General features: G+C 72.4%; 7 protein-coding genes. All 7 read right to left on the bottom strand.

Annotation, left to right across the window (positions count from 1 at the left end; genetic code table 11):
• Positions 1-38 precede the first annotated feature (38 nt).
• A complete protein-coding gene (locus tag GY170_RS00610; protein ID WP_163888998.1) occupies positions 39-1,403 on the bottom strand; it encodes an oligosaccharide flippase family protein in 1,365 nt (454 codons plus the stop codon).
• 178 nt (positions 1,404-1,581) lie between these two features.
• Entirely contained in the window at positions 1,582-2,406 is an 825-nt protein-coding gene (locus GY170_RS00605) for a glycosyltransferase family 2 protein (protein ID WP_163888996.1), read from the bottom strand.
• A 102-nt stretch (positions 2,407-2,508) separates the two neighbouring features.
• Complete coding sequence (locus tag GY170_RS00600) at positions 2,509-4,437, bottom strand: hypothetical protein (protein ID WP_163888994.1); 1,929 nt, start codon at positions 4,435-4,437, stop codon at positions 2,509-2,511.
• Positions 4,427-5,734, bottom strand: coding sequence for a glycosyltransferase family 4 protein (locus GY170_RS00595; RefSeq protein WP_163888992.1), 1,308 nt, complete (start codon positions 5,732-5,734; stop codon positions 4,427-4,429). Before GY170_RS00595 ends, GY170_RS00600 begins: the two co-directional genes overlap by 11 nt.
• Positions 5,735-5,744: 10 nt before the next feature.
• Positions 5,745-7,127: a hypothetical protein gene (locus tag GY170_RS00590; RefSeq protein ID WP_163888990.1), complete on the bottom strand. Its 1,383-nt coding sequence runs from the start codon at positions 7,125-7,127 to the stop codon at positions 5,745-5,747.
• Between the two features lie 141 nt (positions 7,128-7,268).
• Positions 7,269-7,964, bottom strand: a complete 696-nt coding sequence (locus GY170_RS00585) for a sugar transferase (RefSeq protein ID WP_328799876.1) — start codon at positions 7,962-7,964, stop codon at positions 7,269-7,271.
• 558 nt (positions 7,965-8,522) lie between these two features.
• Positions 8,523-9,065: a dihydrofolate reductase family protein gene (locus tag GY170_RS00580; RefSeq protein WP_163888988.1), complete on the bottom strand. Its 543-nt coding sequence runs from the start codon at positions 9,063-9,065 to the stop codon at positions 8,523-8,525.
• Positions 9,066-9,111: the final 46 nt, after the last annotated feature.

The following is a 9,111-nucleotide window of genomic DNA, read 5'->3' as shown; positions in this document are numbered from 1 at the left end:
ATGGGGCGAATTTGGGACAGATTTGACATAATTTCCGATCAAGGCGCGAGGACGCGCAATTCACCGATCTGTGGCCAGCGCCAGATGAGAATTGCGGCACCCGCGATCAACCAGCAGGCAAGGCCGAGAAGGTCGTGGCGCGCGTCCCACGCGCCATGCGCGCGCGCGAGCCACGCCACCACCGGCCATGCCGCGAGGTGGGCAAGGCCGAAGCCGACCAGCGCCCCGAAGAGCCCGCCGGCGGCGAAGCCGAGCGAGAGGCCCGCGATCATCAAAGCGGCGCGGGCGGCGGTGAGCACGAAGAAGCGGCGCGAGTCGCCCCCCGCCAGCGCCGCCTGATCGTAGGTGATGACGATGATCGCCGGCACCTGCATCACCGCCATCAGCGCCGTGACATCCCCCGCCGAGGCGTAGCGCACGTCGTAGAGCAGCGTCACCAGCGGCGGCGCGATGGCGGCCAGCAACAGCGACGCGCCGGCCATCGCGCCGGTCAGCGCGAAGCGGGCGCGGGCGATGCGAGCGAAGTTCTCCGCCGAGGCGGCGGGCGGGCTGTCGCGGTAGAGGGGGATCATGATGCGCCGCGCGACGGTGGAGGCCAGCAGCAGCGGGAAGGAGGCGAGGAAGTAGCCGATGTTGTAGAGGCCGAAGTCATGGGTCGAGAGCCCCTTGCCCAGCACCAGCTTGTCGGCCTGGTGCACGGCGAAGCCGGCGACGGTGGACAGGAAGATCCACTTGCCGAAATGGACGAGCTCCGCCGTCGCCGTCCTGTCCAGCCTCAGGCGGTTGCGGTGGCCGGGCAGGAAGAAGGTCAGCCCGCAGAGCATCGCGAGCGCCGCGACGAGGTTGGAGGCGACGAGCGACCAGACGGAGCCGGTGAGCGCGGCGAGCCCGACGGCGACGACGATCCCCGTCGTCTGCGCGCCGAGCTCGATCGCCATGACCCGGCCCACCTGCATGTGCCGCCCCGCCTGCTCCATCCGCGTCGGGTTGAAGCCGGCGAGGATCAGCGACATCGCGGCGACGGGCAGGTATTTGGCGAGATCCGGCTCGCCGAAATAGAGCGCCGCCGGCCAGGCCAGCCCGCAGGCGGCGAGCCAGAGCAGGACACCGCGGCCGATGTGGATCGTCCAGGCCGTGTCGAGGAAGTCGGGGTCGTCGCCACGCTTGGACTGCATGATCGCGGGGCCGGAGCCGAGATCGGAGAATTGCAGCAGGCCGGAGACGATGACGGTGACCATCGCCATGACGCCGAAGGCCTCGGGGAAGAGCAGGCGCGTGAGGATCAGGTTCGACGCCAGCCGCAGCCCCTGCCCGCCGGCATAGGCGAAGAGCGTCTGCACCGAGGTGCGCGCGGCCCGCTGCATCAGCGAGGTGCCACGGAAGAGGCGGACGAAGGCGGTCATGCGGGGAAGCTCGTTTGGGCAGGCGGCAGCGCGGGGCGGGAGGCGGCGGAGGGGGGCTGTCTGCCCCCCGCTGCCGTTGGCAGCCCCCCCGAGGATTTTTTGGACCAAAGACGAGGCGGGCGGGTGGCGGGCGTGGAGGGGCGATCCGGACGCCGGAGGGGGGAGAGCGTGAGAGGGCTCATCGGCTGCGGGTCCAGCCGGTGGAGGGGCGGGTGCGGGTGGCGAGGGCGACGGCGGAATAGACGCCCATCGACAGCGGGTCGCGGGCGGCGAGGCGGAGGGCCGCGGCGAGGCCGAGGGGGAGCTTGTCCTCGTTGGCCGCCAGCTCGGGGTAGCGGGCGGCGATCTCGCGCACCCCGGCATCCTGCCGGCGACGGACCCGGACGAGGCTGCGCCAGTCTGGCGCCAGCGGCCAGCGATAGGGGGCGTCGGCGAGGTGGCGCTCAGCGGGGGCGAACTGGAGGCGCGCGAAGATGTCGTCGGCGATGATCTCCGGCCAGGTGCCCCAGCGGGCGCGGCCGGCGGCATTGACGGCGAAGAGGCCGGCGCCCGGCACACCGCGGGCCATGAAGGGCACCCGGGCCCAGGTGCGGGCATAGGCGCGGGGGACGGGGCCGCCGGCCTCCATCTGCAGCCGGCCGGAGGCGTAGGCGGGCTCGGGGCGCGAGAGGAGGGCCGTTATGCGGGCGAGGAGCGGCGGCGAGACGGTGACGTCGGCATCGAGGTAGAGCCGGGCAGGCAGGCGCGCGGCGGCGTCGCCGGCGTTGAGCGCGCCGGGCTTGCCGGGCTCCGCCCGGTCGATGAGCGCCAGCCGCCAGCCCCGGGCCTCGATGGCGGGGCGGGCGGCCTCTGCCTCCGCCACGGTCGCGTCGCGGCAGGCATTGGCGGAGACGATGATCTCCACGGCGCCGGCGACGGGCGCCGACGCGGCGAGCGCGGCGAGGCAGGGGCCGATGCGGCCCGCCTCGTTGTTCGCCGGGATGATGATGCTGATGCCGTCCATGCCTCTTTCGAACCTGCGGGGGCCGGGGTGCGCCCGGCCGGGCGCGTCGCCCGGCGCGGTACTCGCGCGAGAAAGCCGCGAAACGCGGCCGGAATTGGGCTCTTACGGGGGGATCGCGCGCTCGCCGCCCTCCGCGAAGCGCAGCCGCTCGATGGCGGCGGCGCGGATGGTGCCATGCGCCGGCGAAGTGAGGATGACGAGGCCCTCCGCCCCGTCCTGCGCCCAGTCCTCCGGCCCGCCGGGCAGCAGGAGCACGTCGTCACCCGGGCCGCCATGCACGGCGTCCTGCCCCGAAGCCGGGGCGCCGCCGGGCACGAGCAGGTCGTCGCCCTCCCGGCCGACCAGCACGTCCTCCTCCCCCGACCCCTCCAGCCGCTCGCCGGCGGCGGTGCCGACGAGGTAGCGGCCGGCAGCGAAGGTGCCGGCGGGGCGGGGGGCGCCGGTGCCGGAGGCGTTGACGGCGCGCAGCGCCTGCCAGCGGGGATTGTCGTCGCCCCGCCAGCGCAGCGCGCCCCAGGAGCCCCACTTGCTGGGCGGGGCCACGTCGACGAAGTGCAGGAAGGGGCCGGCGCCGAGCGCGGCCCAGGCGGCGAACATCTCCTCGTAGAGGCCCGCCATCTCGGGCGAGTAGTTGAAGGCGGTGAAGAAGTCGGTGACGGCCTCGTCCTCCAGCAGCGCCCCCTGCGCCGCGACATGCGTGCCGCCCTCGTAGGCCACCAGCTCCAGCCCGTACTCGGCGGCCCTGGCGGCATGGTAGGGCCAGAGCTCCTCCAGCAGTCCGGCGAAGGAGCCGGCGCGGAGCGCGGCGGCGGCGCGGGCGAAGCCGTCGGTGGCTGTCGCCCAGCTGCGCACCTCCTCCGCCCTCTCCTCGCTGCCGATGTCATGGCCGAAGTAGCCGGTGACGGCGTAGGCGTCGAAGCTCTCGTGCGGGGGCGCGGCGCCGTCGGCGACGGCGAGGGGGGCCTCCAGCAGCGCCGCCTCGAGCCCCGGCCAGCCGGTGTGGACGGCGACGACGCGGACGAGGCGATCCGGGCTCTCCACGAAGGCCTTCGCCCAGATGCCGGCCACCTCGGCGGCGCGGAGGCCGGCGACCTGCATCCAGCCGTCGCCCGCCGCCTCGCCCCAGCGCTCCGCCGCCTGCGCCTGCGCCCATTGCGTCTGCGGGAAGATGAAATTCCACAGCTCGTTGGAATACTCGGCATAGACCTTGAGCCGCGGGTCCAGCGCCTCTTCGACATAAGATGCGAAGAGGGCGACGTAGTCGTCGCTGGCGAGGTGCGGCATGGTCACCCAGATGTCGGTGCCGGCGGCGTTGCCGAGCGTCACGATCGCCTCCGCCGGGATGCCGCGCCAGGCCCAGGAGAAATCGGAGAGGCGGGGGCGATCCGCCACCTGCTGCTGGGTGGAGCCGTTGGTCTTCATCCAGTCCATGAACCGGAGGACACGGAACTGGCCGACGAGGGCGACGAAATCCGGGTCATAGATCAGGCCCAGCTCGTGGAGCGGCTGCAGATCCTCGCGGACGACGGAGATGTCGCGGATCGGGTCGGCCGGGTCCGTCTCGGTGATCGCGATGCCGACCGGCCCCTCGCCAGGCGCGAAGCGGAAGCGGGCGGTGTTGACGCCGACGCGCACGTCGCGGGCGGAGCCGCCGATCTGCAGGCGGCCCTCGCCCTCCCACTCCACCAGGTAGATGCCGGCAGCGACGCGCGTCTCCACCGGCAGGTCGGTCAGGACGAAGGTCTCCAGCTTCTCGATGCCCTCGGGGATCTGCGCGGGCCAGCCCTCGGGCGTGAGGTAGCCGCCGGCGCGCAGCTCGTCGAAGCTCATGCCGCCCCACTGGCCGGGCAGGTGGCCGATCCAGGGGCGGGCGCTCTTCATCTGGTCGATGAAGGGCAGCTCCGTCGACCAGTCGGCGATGCCGTTCAGCCCCATGCCGAGCACCGGCTGCTCCGGCGCCTCCTGCGCGCGAAGCGGCAGGGCGAGGAGCGCGAGGGCAAGGAGGAGGGCGAGGACGCGCTCAGGCCGCATCGCGAGGCTCCGCGGCCGGGGTGAAGGCGGGGGGCCGGGCGCGTTCGCCCAGCGCCCAGTCGTAGACGGAGGAGACGAAGGCGGCCTTGGCGGCCCATGTGTAGTGCTCCTCGACGCAGGCCCGGGCGCGGCGGCCCTTCTCCGCCACCTCTGCCGGGGCCTCCACCATCCGCGTCAGCTCGGCGCGCAGGGCGGGGATCAGCGTCTCTCGGGGCGTGATGGGCACCTTGTACCCGGTCTCCTCGGTCACGAGCTCCGCCGGGCCGGCATAATCCACCACCAGCGGGGCGAGGCCCATGGCCATCGCCTCCAGCACGACGCCGCCGCCGAACTCGCGGATGGAGGGGAAGAGGAGCGCATCGGCGCGGCCGGCGGTGGCGGCGACCTCGGCATGCGGCATCCAGCCGTGGAAGGTGATGCCGTCGCTGGCGCCATGGCGGGCGGCCTCCTCCTCCAGCGCGGCGCGCAGCGGGCCGTCGCCGATGATGTCGAGCGTCATCCGACCCTCGCGGATCAGCGGCGCCGCCGCGGCGATGCCCATCTCCATGCCCTTGCAGGCCACCAGCCGGCCGATGAAGACCGCCCGCAGCGGGCCCGGGGCCCGCGGCGGCTTCGGCGGAAAACGCGAGGGATCGACGGCGTTCTCGGGGAGCCAGATCGTCCTCTCCCGCGCCGGCGCGGGGACACCGGCGGCAGCGACGCGAGAGCCGGCGAGAACGGCGGCGGCGCTGGCATAGGTGGCGCGGTGCCCGGGCAGGAGCCGGTGCAGCGGGCGCAGGGGGGCCAGCCACTCGCGCTCCGCCCGCCGCTCCGCCTCGTAACCCTTCGGCCAGGGGACGCCGCCATTGATCGGGCCGAGGACGAAGGGCACCCCGATCCGCTCGAGCCTTCGGGCGAGGAGGCTGGGCACCGCCGGGGAGAGGGGAGTGACGCGGTGGACGAGGGCGAACTCGCCGCCCCGCAGGCGCTGCTCGAAGGCCTGCCAGACCAGCCGCTCGAAATAGGGATAGGCCAGCGCGCTCACCGCCTGCAGGGCCGTGAACCCCTTGCCGTTGCTGCCGCCGACCTTCTCCCCCAGCTTCCACGCCGGGCGCATCAGCGCCTCGCTGTCGATGAAGGTGACGTCCTCGCCCTCCCGCAGGCCGGCGCGCAGCACCGCGTCGCGGTTGCGGATCTGGGTGACGAGATGGGCATCCTCCCTCTCCCGCAGCGCGGCGGCCAGCGACCAGCCGACGAGGGGCACGGAGACCCATCCGGGATTGGCCGCCTCGGCGATGAGCAGGATGCGTCGTGTCATGGGAAGAGCCTCACAAGACGGTCTTCAGCGGCGCCGGGGCCGGCCGATGCTGGGGCACGAAGCCCTCGGCATAGCCGAGCATCCCGCCGGCGACCAGCCAGGTGACGGGGGTGAGCGTGGCGTTGGGGATCAGGTCGGCGAGGTTGATGCCGTGCAGCAGCAGGATCGGCCCGACGATGGTGGCCACGGCGCCGGGGCCGGAGGCCATGCGTTTGCGCCAGAGCATGAAGACCGGCAGCACCAGCAGCCCGAACTCGGCGAGGAAGCCAACCCAGCCGAAGGTGGAGAGGGTGACGATCCACTGCCCGTCGGGCACCGAGAGCTGCACGCCGGTATCGGGATCGCGCACGAGGTTGCGGCCCCAGCCGCCCCAGCCGAAGAGCGGCTTCTGCTCCGCCCGCTGCAGGATCATGTCCTCGTTGACGAAGCGGTAGTTCAGGCTCGCCGCCCTGTCATGGCTGGCGGAGGAGGCGGCGGCGAGGATCTCCTCCTGCGGCACCAGATCCAGCCCCTTGGCGACAGGGTAGAGCAGCGCGAGGCAGGCGAGCAGCGCGGCGATGTTGATCTGCCAGAGCGGCCGCAGGAGCAGGATGAGCGGCGCCGCGAGGACGCCATAGACGAGCGAGGCCAGCGACTTGCAGGCGACGAGCACCGCGAAGAGGTAGAGCGCCGCGCCGAGGTAGACGGCCCGGCCCTGCCCCTCCGCCTCCTTCGCCAGCGTCAGGGCGGCGACGACGCAGGTCATGCAGAAGAAGGCCGCCCAGAGCCCGTGGTAGAGGAAGACGATGGGGCGGAAGCCCTCCCCCCGCATCATCTGCTCGAAGGAATGCTGGAAGAAGCCGTAGACCCAGATGTTCAGCTGCGGCGACAGGCGCACCTCCAGCAGCATCGGCAGCGAGTAGGCGAGCCCGGCGATGACGAGCGCCTTCAGCAGGTCCCGCTGGTCCTCCGGCTGGCTGAGGAGGGCGCGGGCGAGCAGGAAGGGCAGCAGGATCAGCAGCTGCTGCACGGTGGAGGCGAGCGCATCGCGCAGGCCCAGCCCCGGCAGCACCACCGGCCCCCAGATCACCCATTCGAGGTTCGTGACCGTCGTCGCCAGCGGCGAGAAGACGAAGGCGCCGACGAGGACGCGGCCGGCGAGGCTCGACGGCAGGATCTGCAGGCCGACGCGGTGCATGGACAGGACGAGGAGAAAGGCGACGAGCGAGGGGATCGTGTTCTTCGTCAGCGGCGGCAGCAGCGGCAGGTCCACCCCCGCCGGCTGCGGCGGCAGGAGGAGGTAGGCGATCAGCAGCGAGGCGATCAGAGCCCGCCCCGCCGGCAGCTTGCGGAAGAGCAGGAAGGAGGCGACAGGCCACGCGAGCAGCGCAAGCTGGGCGAGGGCGTTCGGCATCAGCCGCGCCCCCCGTCGCGTGCATATGTTCCGGCCTTGGCACTCATCTTCGGTGCGATGCTCCTAGCATGCCCGGGCGGAAATGGTGACACCGCGGCGACCCCGCGGTGACATCTCCTTGCAGGGCGTGGCCGCCGGCGCTCAGCAGCCGGTGCCCGTCATGACCACGCGCACGGTGCGCAGCATCACCCAGAGATCGGTCACGAGGGAGACACGGCGAAAGTAGGCGCCGTCCCAGTGCGCCCGCTCGCGGAAGCTGGAGTCGTTGCGCACGGAGATCTGCCAGAACCCGGTGATCCCCGGCCGCATCTGGAAGTACTCCTGCCCCGGGTAGAGATCCTTCTGGGCGGGCAGCATGGGGCGAGGCCCGACGAGCGACATGTCGCCCTTCAGCACGTTGAAGAGCTGCGGCAGCTCGTCGAGGGAGGTCTTGCGGATGAGGCGCCCCACGGCGGTGATGCGCGGATCGTCGGTGAGCTTCTGCCGCTCCTCCCACTCGGCGCGCGCGGCGGCGGAGCGGGAGAGGAGGCCGGCGAGCTGGGCATCGGCGTCGGTCGCCATGGAGCGCAGCTTGATCATGTGGAAGACCGTGCCGCCCCGCCCCAGCCGGGGCTGGAGGTAGAAGGCCGGCCCGCCGTCGCGGCGGATCATCAGGGCCAGCAGGCCGACAACCAGCAGCACCGGCGGCAGCGCCACGAGGCAGAGCAGGATGTCGAGCGCACGCTTGAAGACCCCGTGGTACAGCCGGTGCGGCATCTCGGGCAGCGCCGGCGCGGCGTCGGCGGGGAGATTGAGGTCGGTCTCGCCCGCGTAGACGGGCCGCAGAATGTCACTCACGTGGTCCCTCCCAGGAGGCGCCCGAAGGCGGGGTCATGCTCGACGGGCCGCGGGATCGCGCCCCGCGGGTATCGAAAGTTACGTGTCTCTGGCGGCTCTCGGCGGGGCCGGTCAGCGATGGCGCTTTGGCCGGCGACGTTTCCCCAGCCTCTGCGACGCGGCGCGGCCCCTCGGGGCCCCGTCGGTGGCGGCGGCGGTCGCGGAAGGCTCGGCAACGCGCGACCGGCACCGTGAGCGGACGTAAGCACTCGCTCGCATTTGTCGTCAATTCTAGGAAAATTCAGGAAGGGTCGAGTGAGCTAAGGCACGCCGGCGAGCGGCTGCGTCTTTGGGGCGAGGCACGCAACAACGGGCCTTCCCGCGCGCCTCTTGCCGCGATGCGGCGACAATGTTCGACGTTTGAGGGCTGCAACGAAGCGCCGGCGACACAGTGCCGCTGCTCGGGCGCGGGCGGGCACTCACTCTCTAGCGGCTAGAATTCGCGCAGATGCCGGAACAATGTGCCACCTAGCAGCTCATTGTCCTCCCCGCGCCGGGAAGCGATTCGTCCCGGAATCCTCAGTCGTCCCCGGCCGACAGCCCATACGTCAGCTCCACCACGCCCCCGGGCCAGAGCCGGTGGCCGATCAGCCGCGCTCCCGGGGGCGTCCCCGTCTCGAACAGGGCCCGCCCCTCGCCCAGCACCACGGGCAGGATGAAGAGCCGCAGCTCGTCCAGCATCCCGGCAGCCGCGGCGGCGGAGAGGGTCTGCGCGCCGCCCAGAACCCAGACGCGGTCGTGGCCGCCCTCCGTCAGCCGGTCCCGCAGGCCGGCGTAATCGGGCAGGACGGGGAGGATATCCTCCCCCTCCGGGTCGAGCATCCGCGAGGTGGTGACGAAGCAGGGCTTGCCCCGGTAGGGCCAGGGGCCGCCGGTGCCGCGCAGGTCGTCATGCGTGCGCCGGCCCATCACCACGGCATCGGCGGCGGCGTGGAAGGCGGCGTAGCCGCGATCCCCCTCCTCCGGCGCGCCGGCATGATCGGCCAGCCAGCCCGTGCCGCCGTCCGCGTCGGCGATGCGCCCGTCGAGCGACATGGAGACATAGGCGAGAAAGCGCGTCATGGGCGCGCCTCTTAGAGCCTCCGGCCAGCGAGGGCCAGACGCAGCG

Source organism: Pseudoroseicyclus tamaricis, from assembly GCF_012070395.1.
GTDB lineage: Bacteria > Pseudomonadota > Alphaproteobacteria > Rhodobacterales > Rhodobacteraceae > Pseudoroseicyclus_A > Pseudoroseicyclus_A tamaricis.
Note: the sequence above shows the minus strand (reverse complement) of the source record. Positions and strands in the feature narration are given on the sequence as shown.